The sequence below is a fragment of the Buchnera aphidicola (Aphis craccivora) genome (assembly GCF_005082145.1).
GTDB lineage: Bacteria > Pseudomonadota > Gammaproteobacteria > Enterobacterales > Enterobacteriaceae > Buchnera > Buchnera aphidicola_U.
On the sequence record NZ_CP034897.1, the window covers coordinates 183,909 to 204,558 of the forward strand.

The window sequence follows — 20,650 nt, forward strand, 5'->3', positions numbered from 1 at the left end:
ATTATTGTAAGTAATCCCCCATATATTAGTTTAAAAGAAATGCAATTTTATAAAAAAAATCTTATTTTCGAGCCAATTAATGCATTGGTATCAGAAAATAATGGATTAAAAGATATTGAGTTAATTATAAATCAAGCAAAAAATTATTTATTTTATAACGGCTGGCTATTTATTGAACATGGATGGAAACAAAAGTTACAGGTTCAGTTTTTATTTAAAAAATATAATTTTTTAAATATACAATCTTATAAAGATTATGGAGGTAATGATCGTGTTACTATTGGTCAAAAAAAATAATAATATTTTTGAAGTTTTTAATTTACAAATAAAAATTTTAAATTTTTAAATATAATTAAATATTGTTTATTAAAATATTTTAAAAATAAATTTTAATTTCTTTATTACTTAAAAGTATTAGTATAATAATATGAAATCTTTTTCAAAAAATAATTTATCTAAATTATCATTATTTGATTCTATTATAGCTGCTTCTCAGTTTATTCGAGAAGATTTTCCTGTAGAATCTGTAGTTTTAGATATGTGCAATAAAATTCAAGAAGCACAATCTTATATTTCATCTGAAATTGAACCAAATCAAAAATTAAAAAAATTATTAAATTTATTTTATAAAAATTGGAATTTTGGTGGAGCAAGTGGTATTTATAAACTTTCGGATGTATTGTGGATTGATAATGTTTTGAAAACTAGACAAGGTACTGCTGTGTCTTTAGGTGTTCTTTTATTACATATTGCGAAAGAATTAAAATTACCATTAAATCCTGTAGCATTTCCTACACAATTAATACTAAGAGCTGATTGGTCAAATAAAAAAAAGTGGTTAATTAATCCGTTTAATGGTGATCTTTTAGATCAGCACACATTAGAAGTATGGTTAAAAGGAAATATTAGTCCAACAGCAGAGTTATATGAAAATGATTTATATCAAGCTGAGTCTATTACTATTATTCGAAAAATGTTAAATACTTTAAAATCAGCTCTAATGGAAGAAAAAAATATGGAATTAGCTCTAAATGTCAGTAATGTTCTCTTACAAATTGATCCTAATGATCCATATGAAATCCGTGATAGAGGATTGATTTATGCACATTTAGAGTGTAATCATGTTGCTTTAACAGATTTACTTTATTTTGTTGAAAATTGTCCGGAAGACCCTATTAGCGAAATAATTAAAGTTCAAATTCATACTATTGAACAAAAAAAAATGATATTACATTAATAAAATTTTATCCAATATTAATTGTGTTTCTTTTATGTTGTGTATTTAGATAAAGTTTTTCAATAAATTTTTTATCTAGTTTACTAATTTTTTTTCCTTCTAAATAGGAATCAATTATATTATATTGAATGCCTAAAGCAAATTCGTCTGGTTTTTGTGGATTATTATCTTCAAGATCTGCTGTTGGTGTTTTTAAATATAAATTTTCAGGACAATTTAATTCTTTTAACAATAATCGACCTTGTCGTTTATTTAATTGAGATATAAGATTAATATCTACTCCATGATCTCCATGTTTAGTAAAAAAACCTGTAATAATTTCTGCAGCGTTTCCTGTTCCTACAACTATTCCATTTTGCATTGAAGCTACGCTATATTGTACTTTCATTCTTTCTCTTGCTTTTTCGTTTCCTTTAACATGATCTGAAATTTTAATTCCTGCTATATTCAATGATAATTCACTACTTAAGACTGATTTTTTAATATTAATTGTAAAAATTTTATCTGGATTAATAAAATCAATTACTTTTTTACAATCTTCTTCATCTTTTTGAATGCCATATGGTAATCTTAATGCAATAAATTGATAGGATTGATCTTTTTTTTCTTTACGTAATTGTTCAATGGTTATTTGGCACAATTTTCCTGTTAATGTAGAATCTTGACCTCCACTGATCGCTACAATTAAAGATTTTAAATGAATGTTTTGCAGTAAGTATTTTTTTAATCGTATAATACGATTATTAATTTCTATTTTTGGCACAATTTTTGATTTTACATTTAGTAGTTTAATAATTTTTTTTTGTAATATCATATTTTATTTAACTTTAAATTAATTGAGATGTGATAAAAATATTTATTTTTTGTTAGATTATCTTTTTTTACTCTGTTAATTATTATATATTAAATATATTAATTTTTTTAATGAATATTAAAAAATTATTTTTACTTTTAATTTTTAACTAAACATTGGTAAATAATATTGAATAATTTAATTTTTGTATTAAATTGTGGTAGTTCGTCTATAAAATTTTCTATATTAAACCCAACAACTAAAAAAAAATATTTATCTGGTTTAGTAGAGTGTTTATTTTTAAAAAAGACATATGTTAAGTGGAAACATTCGGGTATAAAATATAAAAAATATATAGGTTCTTATATAAATCATCAAGATGCTTTAAATTTTATTTTTAACCAAGTTTTATCAAAAGAAAAAAATATATATAATAATATCGTTGGTATAGGACATAGAGTTGTTCATGGTGGAAAGAAAATAAATAAATCTGTTTTAATTAATACTGAAATTATAAATTTTATTGAAAATGCTATTCCATTTGCGCCATTACATAATCCTGCAAATTTAATAGGAATTAAAATGGTGATGGAAAAATTTCCTATTTTATCAAATAAAAATGTAGCAGTTTTTGATACTTCTTTTTATCAAAAGATGCCAAAAACTTCATTTTTATATGCTATTCCATATCTTTTTTATAAAAAACACCATATTCGACGTTATGGTGCGCATGGCATAAGTCATAATTATGTTTCAAGTCAAGCATCTATTATGTTAAATAAAGATTTTAATTTGTTAAATATTATAACATGTCATTTAGGAAACGGATCTTCTGTGGCTGCAATTCGAAATGGAGTTTGTGTAGATACTTCCATGGGTTTAACACCCTTAGAAGGTTTAGTTATGGGTACTCGAAGTGGTGATATAGATCCTTCAATTATTTTTTTTATGCATAAACAAATTGGATTAAGTATTGATCAAATTAATACAATATTAACAAAAGAATCAGGTTTATTAGGATTAAGCGGAATCAGTAGTGATTTTCGTTATCTTGAAAAAAATTATTCTACTAGTAAAAACGCAAAGTTGTCTGTAGATATTTTTTGTCATCGATTATCTAAGTATATTGCTTCGTATATATGTTTGATGGATAAGAGTTTGGATGCGGTAGTTTTTACTGGTGGAATTGGCGAAAATGTTTCATTAGTCAGAGAAATAACTTTGTCAAAATTGTATTTAATGGGTTTTAAGATTGATATAGAAAAAAATCTTTTAATTAAAAATGGAAAAAGTGGTTTAATTACTATAAATAGTTCTATTCCAGCTTTAGTAATTCCAACAAACGAAGAGTTGTTAATAGCAGAAGAAACAATGAAAATAGTTGGTTAAATATTATTTTTATAAGTTTTACACTCTAAAATAATAAGAATCTTATATGTCACGTATTATAATGTTAGTTCCTTTAAATGAAAATGTTGGTTTGACAACTACTACTTTAAGTTTAGTTTATTTAATTAGTAAAAAAACAAAAAAAAATTTTTTTAAATCTTTTTTTTATTTTTCTCTTATAAATGATGCAATAGATAATACTAAATTTATCATTAATAAATATTTTTTAAATAATATAATTTTATTAAAGAATATAGATTTTTCAAAACAATATTTTAATTCCGATCAATATCATAAACTTGTTAATCAAGTGATTGAACAATGTTACAATAAAAAAGATACTAATGGATTAATTTTAATTAAAGGTATAAATAAAAATCAAAATATTGACGCCAATAGAATAAATTATGAAGTTTCTCAAAATATAAATGCTGAAGTAATATTTGTAGAGCATTTAAAAGAATATTCTTTAAAATATATTAATAAAAAAGAAAAAAATATAAAAATATTTTTAAACGATAGTAAATATAAAAATATTTTGGGTTTTATTTTTAATAATATAAATTCTCCTTTCATAAAAAAAGAATATGATTTTATAGAAAATTTAAATGTTTTATATAATTTTAAACAAAGTAAAAATATTTTAAAAATTAAAAAAGATATCTTTTCTAAAGATAATTTTTTTTCTATATTAGCTTGTATTCCTTGGAATAAAAATTTATTAATACCATCTGTAATAGAAATTTGTAGTTTTTTAAATGCAAATATTGTTGATATTCAAAATAAGAAACACTATATTGTCAAAAAAATAATAATATTTGATGAAAATTATGACAAAATAATAATAAAGAATTATAATTATTGTTTGTTTTTAATTTGTTTAAATCGATTCGAAACATTCTTTGATAAGTTATATTCTAGATTAGAAACAAATAAAATCAGTGGTATTATTTTAACAGGAGTATCTAAATTTACAAAAAAGATTTTATTTTTAATTGATTGTTTAAAAGATAGTAAAGTTCCTATTTTTTTTGTCAATACAAACACAATAAAAACACTATCTCAATTGCAAAAATTTAATTTTAATATTAATTTTTATGATAAATTACATATTCACAAAATATTAAAATATATTTCCAAACATTTTAAAAATATTAATTTAAATTTTTTCCAAAATAAAATAATTAATTATAATAAAAAATATTCACCTAAAGCATTTTGTCATCACTTAAAAATATTATCTAAAAAAAATAAAAAACGTATTATACTTCCTGAAGCGTATGAACCTCGCATATTAAAAGCCGCTTCAATTTCTCAAGATTTTGGAATTGCAGAATGTGTATTATTAGGAAGCTCAAAAAAAATTTTTCAGATAGCTAATGATAAAGGAATTTATTTAAGTAAAAATATTACTATTATAGAACCTGATTCGATACGAGATAATTATGTTTCAAGGTTTTTAGAATTAAGAAGAAGAAAAGGTTTAACTGAATTTTCTGCAATAAAACAATTACAAGATAATACTGTTTTAGCAACATTAATTTTAGAATCTGATAAAGTTGATGGCTTAGTTTCTGGTTCGATTAATACAACAGCTAATATTATACGTCCAGCATTTCAAATTATCAAAACTAATCCTATTTATTCTTTGGTTTCTTCTATATTTTTCATGTTGTTTCCTCAAGAAGTATATATTTATGGTGATTGTGCTATTAATATAGATCCAACTGCTGAACAATTAGCAGAAATTGCAATTCAATCTGCTAACTCAGCTAAAACTTTTGGTATAGAGCCACGTATAGCAATGTTATCTTATTCTAGCGGGTATTCTGGAAATGGATTGCAAGTAGAAAAAGTTAGAAATGCAACTACTCTTGCAAAATTAAAACAGCCTGATTTAATAATTGAAGGTCCTATTCAATATGATGCAGCTATTTCAAAAACAGTTTCTGCATTAAAAGTTCCAAATTCATCACTTTCAGGATCTGCAAATGTTTTTATTTTTCCAGATTTAAATTCTGGAAATATAACTTATAAAGCAATACAACGTTCTTTAAATCTGATTTGTATTGGACCTATGTTACAAGGATTGAAAAAACCAGTAAATGATTTATCAAGAGGAGCATCAATTGAAGATATTGTTTATACTATTGCTTTAACTACAATTCAATCATGATTTATTTTAATGATAATATTACCATTTGGTTTACAACAACATGGAAAAATTTCATTTTTTTTAAATAAAGCAGCTATAGGCTGTTTTATTAAATAATTTACCTTTCCTTGTATTATTTCTATTCGACATGTACCGCAATACCCAGATTTACATTGATATCCTATATGTATATTATTTTTTTTTAAAATAGATAATAACGAAATATTTTGTGTATAAATGATGGTTTTTTTATTTAATATCTTAATAGTAGAGTAGTTCATTTTATAATTTAAACTTTTTAAATTCTTGATTAGATAGATCAGAATCGATTTGACCTACTAAATAAGAGCTAATTTCAGTTTCTTGAGGAGCGTTTTGTATATAATCGGAATTTAACCAAGAATCAATCCAAGGTATAGGATTAGATCTTTTTTCAAAAGGCATTTTTAGACCTATGGCATCCATTCGAATATTAGTAATATATTCTATATATTGACATAGTATATCTTTATTTAGTCCGAGCATTGAACCATCTTGAAATAAATATTCTGCCCATTTTTTTTCTTGTTCTGAGGCAGATATAAAAATTTGAGTTGCTATTTCTTTACATTCTGTAATAATATTACTCATATTTTCATTCTTTTTTTTATTAGCTAAAAGATATAAAATATGTTGAGTGCCAGTTAAATGTAATGCTTCATCTCTTGCAATTAATCTGATAATTTTTGCATTTCCTTCCATAACTTCTCTTTCTGCAAACGCAAATGAGCAAGCAAAGCTAACATAAAATCTAATAGCTTCTAATACGTTAACGCTAATTAAACAAAGATATAATTTTTTCTTTAATATATTTAAATCAATATAAATTTTTTTTTGATTAACAATATGGTCTCCTTCTCCTAATAAATGCCAGTAACTAGTCATTTTAATTAACTCATCATAGTAAATGGAAATATCTTTAGCTCTGTCATTAATATTTTTATTAGTTATAATATCATCAAAAATAATAGATGGGTTATTTATAATATTTCTAATTATATGAGTATAAGAACGAGAATGAATTGTTTCTGAAAATGACCATGTTTCAATCCATGTTTCTAATTCAGGAATAGATATAATAGGTAAAAAAGCAATGTTTGGGCTTCTTCCTTGAATCGAGTCAAGTAATGTTTGATATTTTAAATTGCTAATGAAAATATGTTTTTCATGCGTAGGAAGATTTTGAAAATCTATTCGATCTTGAGATAAGTCTATTTCTTCTGGTCTCCAGAAAAACGAAAGTTGTTTTTCAATTAATTTTTCAAAAATATTATATTTTTGTTGATCATATCGAGCTATGTTTACAGATTGCCCAAAAAACATAGGCTCTATTAGCTGATTATTTTTTTCTTTTGAAAATGTTGTATAAGCCACTTTTTATACCTAAAATTAATTTTTTATATTTTATTATATAATACAAGAACCGCTTGTACAATTATCTTCTTTACTTGTTTCATATTTATTAAAGTTATAATTATCTTCAGCACCATCTCTAGTGTTTTGATAGTATAAAGTTTTTATTCCTAATTTATATGCCACAAGTAAATCATATAAAAGTTGTTTCATTGGTATTTTTTCATTTGTAAAACGTTTTGGATCGTAATTAGTGTTAACTGAAATAGATTGATCAATAAACTTTTGCATAATAGCAACCAGCTCTAAATATCCAGTATTATTTGGTATATCCCAAAGTAATTCATACTGTGATTTTAACTTTTTATATTCTGGAACTACTTGTTTTAACATGCCGTCTTTTGAGGCTTTGATACTAATGAATCCTCTTGGCGGTTCAATACCATTAGTAGCATTAGAGATTTGAGAAGATGTTTCTGAAGGCATTAAAGCAGATAAAGTAGAATTTCTTAAACCATGTTTTTTAATTTTTTTTCGTAGTAGATTCCAGTTTAAATGTAACGGTTCGTTACAGATTATGTCTACATCTTTTTTGTATGTATCTATCGGTAATTTTCCTAAATAATAATTTGTTTGATTAAATAATATGCATGATCCTTTTTCTTTTGCTAATTCACAAGAAGCTTTTAATAAATAATATTGTATTGCTTCAAAAGTTCTATGTGTTAATTTTTTTGCACTTCCATCTGAATAACGAACTTTATTTTTAGCTAAATAATATGCAAAATTAATTACGCCAATACCTAAAGAACGTCTTTCAATAGAAGAGTTTTTCGCAGATACTATTGGATAATTTTGATATTCTAATATTTCATCTAATGCTCGAACAGATAATATAGATAATTCTTCAAGTTCTTTCAGATCTTTAATTAAACCTAGATTTAAAGCTGATAATGTACAAAGAGCTATTTCTCCATTTTCATCATAAATATCATCGAGTGGTTTTGTAGGTAATGTGATTTCTAGACATAAATTAGATTGTTTTATTGGAGCTAATTTAGGGTTAAAAGAACTGTGTGAATTACAGTGATCTACATTTTGTATATAAATTCTTCCAGTAGAAGTTCTTTCTTGCATAATTAAAGAAAACAAGTCGATTGCTTTAATAGTTTTTTTTCTTATAGTTTTATTTTTTTCGTATTCAATATATATTTCTTTAAATTTTTTCTGATTGGAAAAGAAATTTTCATATAATTCTGGAACATCAGAAGGACTAAATAATGTAATATTTTTTCCTAATAACATTCTTTGATACATTAATTTGTTAATTTGAACAGCATAATCAAGATGGCGTACTCTGTTTTCTTCAATTCCTCTATTATTTTTTAAAACTAATAAGTTTTCAATTTCAAGATGCCATATTGGGTAAAAAACTGTTGCCGCACCACCTCTAACACCACCTTGTGAACAAGATTTTACAGCGCTTTGAAAAAGTTTATAAAAAGGAATACATCCTGTGTGAAATGCTTCTCCATTTCTAATTGGACTACCTAACGCTCTAATTTGACCTGCATTTATTCCAATACCAGCTCTTTGTGACACATATTTTACAATGCAACTAGTTGTTGCATTAATAGAATTTAGGTTATCTGCACATTCAATTAAAACACAAGAACTAAATTGACGAGTTGGAGTTCTTACTCCTGACATTATTGGTGTGGGCAGTGAAATTTTAAAGGTAGAGATAGCATCATAAAAACGTTTAACATAGTTCATCCGAATATTTTTAGGATATTTAGCGAATAAACATGCAGATATTAAAATATACAGAAATTGTGCACTTTCATAAATTTTTCCAGTAATACGATTTTGTAATAAATATTTTCCTTCTAATTGCTTTACTGCAGCGTAAGAAAAGTTCATATCACGACAATGATCAAGAAAAGAATTCATCACTACATATTCTTCAAAAGAATAATTTTGTAATAAATTTTTATCATACTTGCCTGAGTTTACTAATTTTTTAACATGGTTGTATAGTATTGGTGGTTCAAATTGATTATAAGCTTTTTTTCTGAGATGAAAAATAGCAAGTCGAGCAGCCATATATTGATAATCAGGTGTATCTTGCGATATTAGATCTGCTGCTGCTTTAATAATTGTTTCATGTATATTAATAGTTGTTATATTATCATAAAATTGAATGCGTGAGCGTAATTCCACTTGGGAAACAGATATATTTTCTAATCCTTTAGCTGCCCAATTTAAAACTTTATGAATTTTATCTAAGTTGATTTTTTCTTTTCTTCCATCACGTTTAGTCACAAATAGACTATTTTTCATATTTACTTAACCTATTTTACAAATATAATATTTACATAAAATTTTTTTTGAATTTTTAAAAATATTGGTTTTTTATAAAATTTATTATTAGCATATTTCATTATATAACTTCTGCGATAGGCTCAACAATTCTTTGTAAAGCAACAACTTTTTCATTCTTTGATGTTCGTGTTAAAATTACACCTTGTGTGTTTCTTTTTAATATTCCTATTTCTGATACTCTAATTCTAACTAATGTGCCTGCATTAGTAATCATCATAATTTGATCTTTTTCTACTACTTGTATAGCTCCAATTATTTTTCCATTTTTTTTAGTTATTTTTATTGAAATTACTCCTTGTGTTGCACGTGATTTAACTGGGAAATCAGAAATTTTTGTACGTTTTCCATATCCGTTATTAGTTGCTATTAAAATACTTTCTTTTTTATGAGGAACAATCAATGAAACCACTTTGTCATTTTTTAATATTTTAATACCTCTTACTCCAGAAGCTGTTCTACCCATAGCTCGAACACTATTTTCTGAAAATTGAACTACTTTTCCATTTTGTGTAAATAACATAATATTATTATGTCCATTTGTTAATGCTACTCCAATTAATTCATCATTAGTTTTTAAATTAATCGCTATGATTCCAGCAGATCTAGGTTTTTGAAATTTCTTTAAAGAAGTTTTTTTTACTACACCTTGAGCTGTGGCCATAAAAATATTAAGATTATCTTTATATTCGTGGACGGGTAAAATAGCTGTAATTCTTTCTTTATTATTTAATGGTAATAAATTTACTATAGGTCTACCTTTTGCATGTCTACTAGATTCTGGTAATTGATATACTTTCATCCAATATAAAATACCTCGACTAGAAAAACATAATATAGTATCATGTGTATTCGCGATGACTAAACTTTGTATGACATCTTCTTCTTTAATTTTAGCAGCTGATTTTCCCTTTCCTCCTCTTTTTTGCGCGTTATAATCAGAAATAGGTTGATATTTTACATATCCCGAATGAGACAATGTAACTACTACATCTTCTTGATTTATTAAGTCTTCAATATTGATATTAGTATGATGTTCGATTATTTCTGTTTTTCTTTTATCATTAAAATTATATTGTATTGATAATAATTCGTCTTTAATAACTGATAGCATAGAGTTTGGGTTTTTTAATATTTCTTCAAGTTCTGAAATTTTTTTTATTAAATTATTATACTCTAAAATAATTTTATTTTGTTCTAGATTAGTTAATCTTTGTAATCTTAAATCTAAAATTGATTGTACTTGTTGTTCAGAAAAGTAATAATAATTTTTTTCTTGGTTTGTTGTTTTTATTTCTGTAATATTTTGATTATTATTTTTTTTATTTTTATAAATCCATTTTTTTTCTATAATGAGCTTTTTTGCTTCTATTGAATTTTTAGATTTTTTTATTAAATCAATAATAAGATTAATATTTATTAAAGCAACACTGAGTCCTTCAAGAATATGAGTACGTTTAAGAGCTTTTTTTAATTCAAAAATACTACGGCGTGTTACTATTTCTTTTCTATGTAATATAAAATATTTAATTATTTCTTTTAAAGATAAAGTTTTTGGTTGTCCTTGACATAATGCAACCATATTTATTCCGAAAGAAATTTGTAATTGAGTAAGAGAATATAATTGATTTAAAATTATTTCTGATAAAGATTCTTTTTTAATTTCAATAACAATTCTCATTCCATCTTTATCAGATTCGTCACGTAAAGCTGTTATTCCATCAATTCTTTTATCTTTTACTAGTTCTGCAATTTTTTCTATTAAACGTGATTTATTTACTTGATAAGGAATTTCATAAAAAACAATTGTTTCTTTATTGTTTTTTTTATTTTTTTCAATTTTATTACGTGCACGAATATAAATTTTTCCTTTTCCAGTACGATATGCTTCTTCAATTCCTTTTTTCCCATTAATAATTCCTGCGGTTGGAAAATCAGGTCCTGGAATATATTTGATTAATTCTTCTAAAGTAATATTGTTGTTTTCTATATATGCTAAACATCCATTGATTACTTCATGTAAATTATGCGGTGGAATATTTGTTGCCATCCCAACAGCTATTCCAGATGATCCATTAATTAAAAGATTTGGTATTTTAGATGGTAATATTTCAGGAATATACTCGGTTCCGTCATAGTTAGGGATAAATTCAACAGTATTTTTTTCAAGATCAATTAATAACTCATGAGCAATTTTAGACATACGAATTTCTGTATATCGCATTGCTGCAGCAGAATCTCCATCTACTGATCCAAAATTTCCTTGACCATCTATTAACATATATCTTAAGGAAAAATCTTGAGCCATGCGAACTATTGAATCATATACAGCAGAATCACCATGTGGATGATATTTTCCGATTACATCTCCTACTATTCTAGCAGATTTTTTATATGCTTTATTCCAATCATTATTTAATATATGCATTGCAAAAAGTATTCTTCGATGAACTGGTTTTAAACCATCTCGAACATCAGGCAAAGCTCTACCGACTATAACAGACATAGCATAGTCTAAATAAGAATTTTTTAATTCTTCTTCAATATTAACTTGTATGATTTCTCGTGCAAGTTCTCTCATAATAACTATTGTCTCTTTTTAAATTAACGAAATTAAATCAAATAAAAATTATAACATAATTAATGTATTAGATGCATTGAAAGAAATAAATTCTATATTTAAAATTTTTCTATTAATTTAATTAAAAATATTTTTATATTGTTTATTTGAAATGAAAGTATTAAAATAATAGCTTGTTAAAATTATTTCGTTAATTTTAACAATTAAATAATGTTTTTTAATTATAATTAAATATGAGATTTTTGTATGAAAGATGAAGAAAAAAAATTAATAGAAAACTTATTTCATCGTTTAAAAAACACTGAATTAAATTCTTCTGAACGAGACAGTGAAGCAAATAGTTTAATCCAAAACTTAGTGAAACAACAACCATATTCTTCTTATTATATGGCGCAAACAATATTAATCCAAGAAACAGCAATAAAAAAACTAAGTTTAAAAGTTGAAGAATTAACAAATAAAATATCAAGTTTAAATTTAAATAAAACAAATAAAAAACCAAGTTTTTTATCTAGTTTTTTTAAAAAAGAACCAACTTCTTCAGAAACATTAAATAATGATATTTGGAAAAAAAATCAAAATATTCCAGGATCTTATAATTCTGTATCATCATCTTCTCCAAATTTTAGCGGGAATGGTAATAGCAGTAGTAGCAATAGCAATGGATTTCTTAAAAATGCTTTACAAACTGCAACTGGTGTGGCAGGGGGGATGATTTTAGGTAATATGTTAATGAATATTTTTAATCATAGCAAACCTGAAGAAGAAGTATTCGATACTATTAATGAATCTTATATAACTAATATAGAAAATCATGAATTTCAACCTGAAGATGAACATCATTTAGTCGACTATGACGATGAAAATCATTTTGAAACTTCTGAGAATACATCTAATTTTGATGATAATCATATGAATGAAATTAGTGACGTTCAAAATACAAGTGATATAAGCGATATTAATGATGAAAATTTTATTTAATTATTTAAAATATTTTATATAAAAATCTGTTTTTAAATTTAAAATTTAAATAAAGCCAGCATATTTTGCTGACTTTAAGATAAAAAATAATTATTCAGAAAAATGTTTATTTAAATATGAAGAAATTCCCTGTAAAGAAGTAGTTATTCCATCTTTTCCTGGTTCCCAATTTGCAGGACATACTTCTCCATATTTATTATGAAATTCTATAGCATCTATCATTCGTATAATTTCATTTATATTACGTCCGAATGGAAGATCATTAATAACTTGATGACGTACGATCCAATTTTTATCAATTAAAAACGATGCTCTTAATGCAACATTTAGTTCTGGGTGTTCAATACCATAAGATTTTTGAATTTCATGTTTTATATCAGATATCATAGGAAATTTAATTTTTCCAATTCCTCCGTTTTTAGGAAGAATATTTTGCCACGCTTGATGAACAAAAACGCTATCAATAGATACACCTACAATCTTTACATTTCGTTTTTGAAATTCTTCATAAGATTTGTTAAACTCCATAATTTCAGAAGGACATACAAAAGTAAAATCCATAGGCCAAAAAAATAATATAATTGATTGACCATTAGAATATTTTTTCAGATTAAAAGTATTTATTATTTCACCATTACTTAAAATTGCTGGAGCTATAAAATTTGGTGCTTCTTTTGTTACTAAAACCATTTTTCTCTCCTTTTATTTTGAAATAGAATCAAAGCAATTTTTTTGAAAATATTTTATTTAATTAATTTAAAAAAGAGTTTTTATGAATAGTAGTTTAACTTGGAAAGATCTTTTATCTCAAGAAAAAAAAAAATATTTTTTTAATATTATCAATTATATTAAAAAAGAACGTTTAACGAAAATTATATATCCTTCTTCAAAAGATATGTTTAAAGCTTTTTTACTAACTGATTTTGATAAAATTAAAGTAGTTATTATTGGGCAGGATCCTTATTTTTCAAATAATCAAGCACATGGGCTTGCATTTTCAGTTCCTAAGAATCAAAATATACCACCTTCTTTAAAAAATATATATAAAGAACTAAACAATGATTTTAAAAAAAAATATATATTTAATCATGGTTGTCTTGAAAGTTGGGCAAAACAAGGTGTTTTTTTATTAAATACTATTTTAACTGTTGAGTTAGGAAAACCAAAATCTCATAATAATATAGGATGGCAAATATTTACTAATAAAGTGATTTCTCATATTAGTAAGTATAAACAATCTATTGTTTTTTTACTCTGGGGAAATGATGCTCAAAAAAAATATAATTTAATTGATAATAATAAACATTATATTTTAAAGTCATCACATCCATCTCCATTATCAGCACATCGAGGTTTTTTGGGATGTAAACATTTTTCTAAAACCAATGAAATATTAGTTAAATGTAAAAAGAAAGCAATTAATTGGTTTGATATTTAAATTTATACGTAAAAATAGAAAAAATTTGAAAAATTTTTTCTATTTTTATCTATTTAATAATTTTAATGTTTTTGACAATTAAAAATGTAATTTTTTAAATTTTAGAAACTATTACAGATGCTTTACGAATTATAATATTATTAAAGCTAAAACCTTTTCTTGTCACTTGAATCACATGATCGGGTTGTATTTCTGTTGAACTTTCAGTTAATATAGCATTATGAATTTTTGGATTAAAAGCTTCATTTTTTTTACCTTCTATTTTTACTCCAAATTTATATATTATTTTTAATAAAGACTCTAATATTAATTGTATTCCTTGTACTAATGATTCTTTATCTAAGTTTGACTTTTGAGCGAAAGATAAAGTATCTTCTAAAATATCTATAATAGGAATGATCTTTTTAAAAAATTCTTCTTTTTTTATATTTTTTATATTTTTTATTTTTATTTCAGAGTCTTTTTTGATATTTTCTATATATGCTAAATGTCTTAATTTTATATCATGTATTTTTTTTTGATTATTTAATAGTTTTTCTTTTAAATCGTTTAATTCATTTTTATTTGTACTTTTAAGTGTAGAAATATTATTTATTTTTTTTTCGTTTTCTTTTTCTTTATCTTTTTTTTCAATATTTTTGTTTATTGTTTGTTTTTCTTCAGTATCCATAATATCACCATTTAAACATTACTGTATTAGTTAAATATAAATTTATTTTTTTATGTTTTTAAGTTGGTTTATGTATTGATTAAATATATATTCATTAGGGGTTTTAATGCAATGAAACAATATTTTAATTGTATTGGTATTGTTGGACGTCCTCGTCATTCTAATGCATTAATAACACATGAGATACTTTATAAATGGCTAATTAAAAGAGGTTATAAAGTTTTTATTGAATATACTGTTTCTAAAAAATTAAAGTTAAAAAATCCAAACACTGCTACATTGATAGAAATTGGTCAACTTTGCGATTTAGCTATAGTAATTGGTGGAGATGGAAACTTATTATGTACAGCTCGAATTTTATCATATTTTAATATTAAAATCATTGGTATTAATCGAGGAAATTTAGGTTTTTTAACAGACTTAAATCCTGATAATCGATTTAAAAAGTTATCAGAAGTTTTATCTGGAAATTATTTTATAGAAAATCGTTTTTTATTAGATGTAAAAATTTACAAGAAAAAAAAACTTTACAAATCTAGTATAGCTGTTAATGAGGTGGTGTTACATCCTAAATATGTAGCTCATATGATAGAATTTGAAGTTTATATTGATGAAAAATTTGCTTTTTCGCAACGTTCAGATGGTTTAATTGTTTCAACTCCAACTGGTTCAACAGGTTATTCGCTTTCTGCAGGGGGGCCGATTATAGCAACCTCTTTGGAAGCTATATTATTAATACCAATGTTTCCTCATACTTTGTCAGCTCGACCATTAGTAATTAGAAGCGATAGTGTAATTTGTTTGAAGTTTTCTAATATAGAAAAAGATTTAAAAATTAGTTGTGATAGCCAAATAGTGTTATCTGTTAATAAAAATGAATATGTTTTACTACGAAAAAGTAATTACTATTTAAATCTCGTTCATCCTAAAAGCTATAACTATTTTGAAACTTTAACTTCAAAATTAAATTGGTCTAAAAAATTTTTTTAAAATTATATAATTTTTTAAGATTAAATATAATGCTTGAATTTTATATTTTATAAATTACTAGGAAATAATTTATTAATGAATACTCATATAATTAAAATATTATTAATAACTTTTTTGTTAACTAGTTGTGCATTTTTAGGTGATAAAAATTATAGCTTTAATAATATAGATGAGTTTGATTTCAGTGTAAATGAGTTTCAAAAAAAATATAAAGATATGACAAGAGAACAAATAATTTATATTTTTGGAAACCCAATAATTTCTGATTCTTTTAGTGATGCTTATCATTATATTTTTTGTAAACAGTCTGAAAAAAATATATGCCAAAAAACAATGTTGAATATTTTTTTTAAAAACAATAAAGTTTCTTATTTTAGTATTGAAAAATTGAAATAAATGATAAAATTTAAGTATTTTGGAGCTGGCGGGATTTGAACCCGCGTCCAAAATTTCTATAAATAAAGATACTACATGCTTAGTTTTTCTTTATATTAAATTCTTTTCCTAATTTAGAAAAACTTATTTTAGGAGTATAGCTTAAAAAAATTTTTACGTGTTATTATTAAGCTTTTTCACGTTTTCTCTTTAATTAATGACCTTTAGTAGTTTCTCGTTATAAAAGAGATAATTTTGAGAATAAAGGGCATTTTACAGTTTTTTAAGCTGCTAATGCGTAGTTTTGTTTATTGTTTGTAGCTATTGTTTTACGGCTTTTTTACGAGGCAAACCGTTCCTCGGCATGCACTTTATTTTTTTGATAATCTTGTCGAATCCAGAACAGCCCCATATTTCTAGATTAAAAATAAACTAATTCATTAGTATTACAAAAAAAAATAAAGTTGTCTATAAAATATTTTTAAAGTATTTAAACTTAAAAGTCATTTCTAATATTTTTTATATTTATAAATTTTATAATGGAGTAAAGTATGGATGTAATTCAAAAAATAGAACGTCAAATTAAAGATAATATTATTTTAATTTACATGAAAGGAACGCCTAGTGCTCCTAGTTGTGGTTTTTCTGCTCAAGCTGTGCAAGCCTTATCAGTATGTGGAGAAAAATTTGCATATGTAGATATATTAGAACACACAGATATTAGAAGAGAATTGCCTAAATATGCAAATTGGCCTACATTTCCTCAATTATGGATAGATGGTGAGTTAATAGGAGGTTGTAGTATTATAATGGAAATGCTTCAAAATGGAGAATTACAGAAGTTAATAGCTAAAACAACAAATAAATATAAGAAATAAAATGTAATTTATCTAACTATTTTTAAAAAAGATATGACATTTTTGGAAAACAAAACTATTATTAATGTCATATCTTTTTGTAATGATATAAATTTTATAAAAAATAAAATAATATTTTAATTTTTTAAAAAAATGTTGTTATTTTTTATGTCAACTGGCCATCCACCTAAGTATTTCCAACGATTAACTAATTCACAAAAAAGATTTGCAGTTTGTAAAGTATCGTAAAGGGCAGAATGAGCTTGATTATTATCAAATGTTAATCCAATAGCCTTGCATGCTTTAGCTAGAACTGTTTCTCCGACAACTAATGCACTTAGTGCTGCTGTATCAAATGTAACAAATGGATGAAACGGATTTTTTTTAATTTGAACCCGTTGTATTGCTGCCATTAAAAAATTATGATCAAAACTAGCATTATGTGCAACCACAATACCTTTTCTACAACCTTCTGTTTTTATTCCTTGTTTAACTGTTTCTAATATTGATTTAATTGCTAATTTTTCACTAATAGCGCCACGTAATGGATTAAATGGATCAATTTTATTAAACGCAATAGCATCGGAATTAATAATAGATCCTTTAAACGGTTTAATATGAAAGTGAAGTGTATTTGCTTTATGTAACCAACCTAATTTATCCATTTTTAACGTTATCAAAGCAATTTCTAATAATGCATCGGTTTTCGGGTTAAAACCAGCTGTTTCAATATCAATAACGACAGGATAAAAACTTCGAAATCGATTATTTAATAAATTAAAATCTTGCGTTGTAGACATTTACATCTCATTTAAAAAGTATCGTTTTTATTTAATAAAATTAATTTTTATATTTATTATGATTCTTGTTTATTATGCAGTAATTGTACTATAATTTAATATAATATTTAAAATCAAATTTTTAATTTAATTTTTTTATATATATATTTTACATTTAAATAGGAAAATAAAATGAGTTATTCTTTACCTGTAATACCTTATTCATATGATTCTTTAGAACCTTATTTTGATACAGAAACAATGAAAATTCATCATACAAAACATCATCAAAATTATATTAATAACACTAATGCTATTTTGAAAGATACAGCTTTTTCTGCCCTTTCAATTGAAGAGCTTATGTCTATATTTAACGAAATAAGTTTAGAAAATAAAAATTCATTGCGAAATAATGCAGGCGGACATATAAATCATAGTTTTTTTTGGGAATCCTTAAAAATTAATACTGTATTAAATAGAAATATAAAATTAGAGTTAGATAAAAATTTTGGAAGTTTTGAATCTTTTAAACATCAATTTGAAGAAATTGCTATGAAACATTTTGGCTCAGGTTGGGTTTGGTTAGTTAATAAAAATGGTAAACTTGATATAGTATCTACCATAAATCAAGATAATCCATTAATGGGTAAATTAATATCAAATACTTATGGTGATCCTATTTTAGGTTTGGATATTTGGGAGCATGCGTATTATTTAAAATATCAAAATAAAAAATTAGATTATATTAAAGCATTTTGGAATGTGGTAAATTGGGATAAAGTTGATAGTCGTTTGCAAAAATAAAATTTTATATTTAAAAACATATAATATACCTATATTATATGTTTTAATAAAAAATTTTAGAAAAATTTAAAGGATTATTTTTGAGTATTATTAAAATGATTGTAGGACTATCTAATCCTAAAAATAAATATCATAATACACGTCACAATATAGGTTCTTGGTATATTTATTCTTTAGCTAAAAATTTTAACACTCTATTAAAAAAAGAAAAAAAATTTTTTGGTTTTGTTGCTTCTATTGATATATATTCAAATAATATTCGTTTGTTTATACCTAATATTTTTATGAATATTAATGGTAGCGCAATATATAAAATAGCTTCATTTTATAATATTAATTTAAATGAAATATTAATAGCACACGATGACTTGGATTTAGAATCTGGACAATCAAAGCTAAAATATAGCTATGGACATAGTGGTCATAATGGTTTAAGAAGCATTATTAATATTTTTAATAAAAAAATAAATTTTTATAGGTTTAGGATTGGTATTGGCCGACCAAAAAATAAAAAAGACATATCATCTTTTGTACTTTCAGCTCCTACAACAACAGAAATTGATTTAATTAATATATCTATTCAATATGCTATAAAAGAAACTCTTATATTATTGAGTAATACTTCTTAATTAAATAAAAATTATTTTATTATCTTAACATAAAATAAAGTTATTTATTTTAAGGATATAAAAATATGGGTTTTAAATGTGGTATTATAGGTCTTCCTAATGTTGGAAAATCTACTTTATTTAATGCATTAACTAAAGGAAATTCTGCAATTGCAAATTTTCCATTTTGTACTATCAAACCGAATGTTGGAATAGTTTCAGTTCCTGATATTCGTATCGATGAACTTTCTAAAATTGTTTCTCCTAAGAAAATAGTAAATGCATATATAGAATTTGTAGATATTGCTGGTCTAGTTAAAGGAGCATCTAAAGGTGAGGGTTTGGGTAATCAATTTTTAAGTAATATTAGAGACACTCAAGCTATTGCACATGTTGTAAGATGCTTTAAAGATGATAATATCAGTCATATTTATAATGAAATTAAACCTGCAAATGATGTAGATATAATTAATTCCGAGCTTATATTATCTGATTTTGATACTTGTGAGAAATCTATATCAAGATTAGAAAAAAACTTAAAATATGATATAAAAGAAACAGAAAAAAAATTAATTGTTTTAAATAAATGTATTGATCATTTAAAAAATTTTTTAATGCTTAAAACTTTAAAATTAAATGAAATAGAAAAAAAAATAATTAGTAACTTTCGGTTTTTAACTTTAAAACCAACAATGTATATTGCAAATATAAATGAGAATAAAGAATCTTTGATTTTTTTAAATGAATTAAAGGAAATAGCAAAAAAAGATAATTCTTTAGTTGTTCCTATTTCTTCAAATTTAGAATTAGATTTGATACAAATGGATAAAAAAGAGCAAAAAGATTTTATGCAAGCTTTTAACATAAGAAATTTAGGATTAAATCAGATAATTGAATACGGTTATAAAATACTTGATTTAATAACATTTTTTACAGTTGGAATTAAAGAAATTCATGCATGGTCTATACCTAATGGTAGCACGAGTATTCAAGCGGCTCATAAAATTCATAGTGATTTTAGTAAAGGTTTTATTCGAGCACAAATTATTAAATATGTAGATTTCATTCAGTATAAAAGTGAAATTAAAGTTAAAGAAATGGGTAAATGTAAAATTGAAGGAAAAGATTATAAAATTAAAGATGGTGATATTGTTAACTTTTTATTTAACATTTAAAAATTATTTAATTGTTTAATATTATAATATTCTTTATTTTTTAT

Annotated in this window: 20 protein-coding genes and 1 other RNA gene; 12 read left to right on the forward strand and 9 right to left on the reverse strand. The window is 24.0% G+C overall.

The genetic code is table 11. The features are described from left to right. Positions 1–39 precede the first annotated feature (39 nt). A complete protein-coding gene (locus D9V60_RS03145; protein ID WP_258013318.1) occupies positions 40–297 on the forward strand; it encodes a hypothetical protein in 258 nt (85 codons plus the stop codon). Between the two features lie 130 nt (positions 298–427). Beyond that, positions 428–1,237, forward strand: a complete 810-nt coding sequence (gene sirB1 / locus D9V60_RS00880; protein WP_158360482.1) for an invasion regulator SirB1 — start codon at positions 428–430, stop codon at positions 1,235–1,237. 7 nt (positions 1,238–1,244) lie between these two features. Here the strand turns inward: sirB1 and nadE are convergent, their stop codons facing one another. Further along, positions 1,245–2,051, reverse strand: a complete 807-nt coding sequence (gene nadE / locus D9V60_RS00885; protein ID WP_158360483.1) for an ammonia-dependent NAD(+) synthetase — start codon at positions 2,049–2,051, stop codon at positions 1,245–1,247. 165 nt (positions 2,052–2,216) lie between these two features. On the opposite strand from nadE, the gene D9V60_RS00890 reads away from it, so the two are divergent. Both D9V60_RS00890 and pta read left to right on the forward strand, forming a co-directional pair. After that, positions 2,217–3,419, forward strand: coding sequence for an acetate kinase (locus D9V60_RS00890; protein ID WP_158360484.1), 1,203 nt, complete (start codon positions 2,217–2,219; stop codon positions 3,417–3,419). Positions 3,420–3,465: 46 nt separating this feature from the next. Then, positions 3,466–5,595, forward strand: a complete 2,130-nt coding sequence (pta, locus tag D9V60_RS00895; RefSeq protein ID WP_158360485.1) for a phosphate acetyltransferase — start codon at positions 3,466–3,468, stop codon at positions 5,593–5,595. Here pta and yfaE read toward each other — a convergent pair. The 4 genes from yfaE to gyrA form a co-directional block, all read right to left on the reverse strand. Beyond that, positions 5,586–5,855, reverse strand: a complete 270-nt coding sequence (gene yfaE / locus D9V60_RS00900) for a class I ribonucleotide reductase maintenance protein YfaE (protein WP_158360486.1) — start codon at positions 5,853–5,855, stop codon at positions 5,586–5,588. The genes pta and yfaE overlap by 10 nt on opposite strands. A 1-nt stretch (position 5,856) precedes the next feature. Then, positions 5,857–6,987: a class Ia ribonucleoside-diphosphate reductase subunit beta gene (nrdB, locus tag D9V60_RS00905; protein ID WP_158360487.1), complete on the reverse strand. Its 1,131-nt coding sequence runs from the start codon at positions 6,985–6,987 to the stop codon at positions 5,857–5,859. Positions 6,988–7,020: 33 nt separating this feature from the next. Continuing rightward, positions 7,021–9,309, reverse strand: coding sequence for a class 1a ribonucleoside-diphosphate reductase subunit alpha (gene nrdA / locus D9V60_RS00910; RefSeq protein WP_158360488.1), 2,289 nt, complete (start codon positions 9,307–9,309; stop codon positions 7,021–7,023). A 100-nt stretch (positions 9,310–9,409) separates the two neighbouring features. Beyond that, on the reverse strand, positions 9,410–11,929 hold the full coding sequence (gyrA, locus tag D9V60_RS00915; protein ID WP_158360489.1) for a DNA topoisomerase (ATP-hydrolyzing) subunit A: 2,520 nt from the start codon (positions 11,927–11,929) through the stop codon (positions 9,410–9,412). 246 nt (positions 11,930–12,175) lie between these two features. On the opposite strand from gyrA, the gene D9V60_RS00920 reads away from it, so the two are divergent. Beyond that, positions 12,176–12,910: a DUF2076 domain-containing protein gene (locus D9V60_RS00920; protein ID WP_158360490.1), complete on the forward strand. Its 735-nt coding sequence runs from the start codon at positions 12,176–12,178 to the stop codon at positions 12,908–12,910. A 90-nt stretch (positions 12,911–13,000) separates the two neighbouring features. On the opposite strand, the gene D9V60_RS00925 is transcribed toward D9V60_RS00920, so the two are convergent. Then, on the reverse strand, positions 13,001–13,600 hold the full coding sequence (locus tag D9V60_RS00925; RefSeq protein ID WP_158360491.1) for a peroxiredoxin: 600 nt from the start codon (positions 13,598–13,600) through the stop codon (positions 13,001–13,003). An 82-nt stretch (positions 13,601–13,682) separates the two neighbouring features. Here D9V60_RS00925 and ung point away from each other — a divergent pair, with 82 nt between their 5' ends. Then, positions 13,683–14,348 (forward strand): uracil-DNA glycosylase, encoded by a 666-nt coding sequence (ung, locus tag D9V60_RS00930; protein ID WP_158360492.1) that lies wholly within the window; start codon positions 13,683–13,685, stop codon positions 14,346–14,348. A 94-nt stretch (positions 14,349–14,442) separates the two neighbouring features. On the opposite strand, the gene D9V60_RS00935 is transcribed toward ung, so the two are convergent. After that, entirely contained in the window at positions 14,443–15,018 is a 576-nt protein-coding gene (locus D9V60_RS00935) for a nucleotide exchange factor GrpE (RefSeq protein ID WP_158360493.1), read from the reverse strand. A gap of 111 nt (positions 15,019–15,129) precedes the next feature. Between D9V60_RS00935 and nadK the strand changes: the two genes are divergently transcribed. Both nadK and bamE read left to right on the forward strand, forming a co-directional pair. After that, positions 15,130–16,008, forward strand: a complete 879-nt coding sequence (gene nadK / locus D9V60_RS00940) for an NAD(+) kinase (protein WP_158360494.1) — start codon at positions 15,130–15,132, stop codon at positions 16,006–16,008. A gap of 75 nt (positions 16,009–16,083) precedes the next feature. Continuing rightward, a complete protein-coding gene (gene bamE / locus D9V60_RS00945) occupies positions 16,084–16,404 on the forward strand; it encodes an outer membrane protein assembly factor BamE (protein ID WP_158360495.1) in 321 nt (106 codons plus the stop codon). 19 nt (positions 16,405–16,423) lie between these two features. Here the strand turns inward: bamE and ssrA are convergent. Next, positions 16,424–16,793: a transfer-messenger RNA gene (ssrA, locus tag D9V60_RS00950) on the reverse strand. A gap of 141 nt (positions 16,794–16,934) precedes the next feature. On the opposite strand from ssrA, the gene grxD reads away from it, so the two are divergent. Then, positions 16,935–17,261 (forward strand): Grx4 family monothiol glutaredoxin, encoded by a 327-nt coding sequence (grxD, locus tag D9V60_RS00955; protein WP_158360496.1) that lies wholly within the window; start codon positions 16,935–16,937, stop codon positions 17,259–17,261. A gap of 116 nt (positions 17,262–17,377) precedes the next feature. Here grxD and rnt read toward each other — a convergent pair whose 3' ends face one another. Further along, positions 17,378–18,040 carry a ribonuclease T gene (gene rnt, locus D9V60_RS00960; RefSeq protein ID WP_158360497.1) on the reverse strand — a complete coding sequence of 221 codons (663 nt, stop codon included), beginning with the start codon at positions 18,038–18,040 and terminating at the stop codon, positions 17,378–17,380. 171 nt (positions 18,041–18,211) lie between these two features. Here rnt and D9V60_RS00965 point away from each other — a divergent pair, with 171 nt between their 5' ends. From D9V60_RS00965 to ychF, 3 genes are all read left to right on the forward strand, one after another. Beyond that, positions 18,212–18,823 carry a Fe-Mn family superoxide dismutase gene (locus D9V60_RS00965; RefSeq protein WP_158360498.1) on the forward strand — a complete coding sequence of 204 codons (612 nt, stop codon included), beginning with the start codon at positions 18,212–18,214 and terminating at the stop codon, positions 18,821–18,823. Between the two features lie 95 nt (positions 18,824–18,918). Further along, on the forward strand, positions 18,919–19,452 hold the full coding sequence (gene pth / locus D9V60_RS00970; RefSeq protein WP_158360871.1) for an aminoacyl-tRNA hydrolase: 534 nt from the start codon (positions 18,919–18,921) through the stop codon (positions 19,450–19,452). 65 nt (positions 19,453–19,517) lie between these two features. Beyond that, complete coding sequence (gene ychF, locus D9V60_RS00975) at positions 19,518–20,606, forward strand: redox-regulated ATPase YchF (protein WP_158360499.1); 1,089 nt, start codon at positions 19,518–19,520, stop codon at positions 20,604–20,606. Positions 20,607–20,650 lie beyond the last annotated feature (44 nt).